Source organism: Thiohalocapsa sp., assembly GCF_019695415.1.
Lineage (GTDB): Bacteria > Pseudomonadota > Gammaproteobacteria > Chromatiales > Chromatiaceae > Thiohalocapsa.
In genome coordinates, this window is record NZ_JAIFKJ010000008.1 from 1 (window position 1) to 1,632 (window position 1,632).

The 1,632-nt window shown below is 62.6% G+C and carries 2 protein-coding genes; one reads left to right on the top strand and one right to left on the bottom strand.

The features are described 5' to 3' along the window. On the top strand, positions 1 to 905 hold a 905-nt coding region (locus tag I6U14_RS00100), incomplete at its 5' end, for an acyl-CoA dehydrogenase (RefSeq protein WP_296895857.1). Positions 906 to 1,039: 134 nt separating this feature from the next. Here the strand turns inward: I6U14_RS00100 and I6U14_RS00105 are convergent. Then, the coding region (locus tag I6U14_RS00105; protein ID WP_296895858.1) for a tyrosine-type recombinase/integrase at positions 1,040 to 1,632 on the bottom strand (593 nt) is incomplete at its 5' end.

Here is a 1,632-nt window from a genome sequence, read left to right on the forward strand (position 1 = left end):
GGCTGACACCGCTTCTGAGCGGCGAGAAGATCGCCGCCGAAGCGCTCACAGAGCCGCGCGGTGGATCGGACTTCTTCGGCACCACCACCGAGGCACAGTGGGAGGGTGATTATTACATCCTGCGTGGTCAGAAGCGGTTCATCGTCGGCGCGGCCGAGGCGGCTTTCTTTCTGGTTTACGCCCGCACCGATCCGGCAGCGTCATCTCGCGCGGGCGTCAGCGCCTTCATCCTGGAGCGAGGAGACGGGGTTGAGGTGGAGTACTTGTACGGACTTCTGGGCACCCGAGGTGGCGGCACAGGGCGTCTCATCTTTCGCGATGCACGTGTGCCCGCCGAGAATCTGATCGGGCGCGAGAACGGTGCGGATGAGATATTCTATCGGATGATGATTCCAGAGCGGATGACCAGCGCCGCCGGGGCCATCGGTATGGGGCGAGCAGCGTTGGAAGTAGCGGCTCGCTACTCCGACAAGCGGCATGCCTTTGGGAGGAAGATCCGTTGCTTCGAGGGGGTCAGCTTCAAGGTGGCCGACTCGATCACCCAGCTGGATGCCGCTCGTGGGCTGGTCTACGGCGCGGCCCGTAGCGTGGACGACGGCGATGAGCCTGGTCGCTCCCGCCGGTTGGTCTCCGAGGCGAAGAAGTTCGCCACCGAGGCCGCCTGGCAGGTGGTTAATCACGCAATGCAGATCCTCGGTGGTATCGGCTACACTGATGTTTACCCTATTGAGCGACTGTTGCGCGACACGAGACTGATCATGATCTGGACCGGGACCAACGAAGTGATGGATCTGATCATCCAGCACGAGTATTATGAGCAAGTGCTATCCGGCGGGATGGGCGGTCGGGACGTGGAATTGGACGCGCCGGAAGCGGATCGGAGTGAGGAAAAGGTGTACGAATAGGCTTTGTCCATAGGAAGGGCCAGCCACTGGCCTTGAGGCTGGCTTGCCACTGATCGAACTGGATGGAGAAAGAATACGCCCAGGCATTGCAAGCACAAGAGTTAAAAAGTAACTCTCCAGCCATCTACCCTCCATCACAGATCCTCCACCATCTGCTGCATCTTCCGGGCGTTCGAGTGCAAATAACGCGAGGTGGTCGATAGATTCGCGTGCCCCAGGATATCGCGCAGCGTGGCCAAGTCCCCGCCCTTCTCCAGGAAGCGCGTGGCGAAAGTATGACGGAGCACGTGACAGGTCGTCTTCCGCTCAATCCCGGCCCGACCGGCGGCGCTCTTGACCATCCGCTGTACCGGTCGCTTGCTGAGCCGGTTCCAGTTCTTGGTGAGGAATAGGGCTGGCGTGTCCACCTGCTCTGGTCGCACCTCCAGGTAATCCACGAGGGCCGCTCGCGCCCGGTTCGACAAGGGCACGCGCCGTTCCTTCAATCCTTTCCCCTGACGTATCATGACCCACCCCGAGGTTTCATTGAGGGTCACATCGTCGCGGTCCAGGGCCAAGGCCTCTCCGATGCGGAGGCCAGCCCGGGACATCAGCGCCACGCAGGCCACGTTTCGCCGCCACAACCAGTCCGGCCCCCAGCGCTGGTTCTTGATCGCCCGCACCACACGCCCGAGCCCCCCCCCGGTGAGCGCCCCGCCCGGTTGTGGCCCCGTGCCCCCCCCCGTGA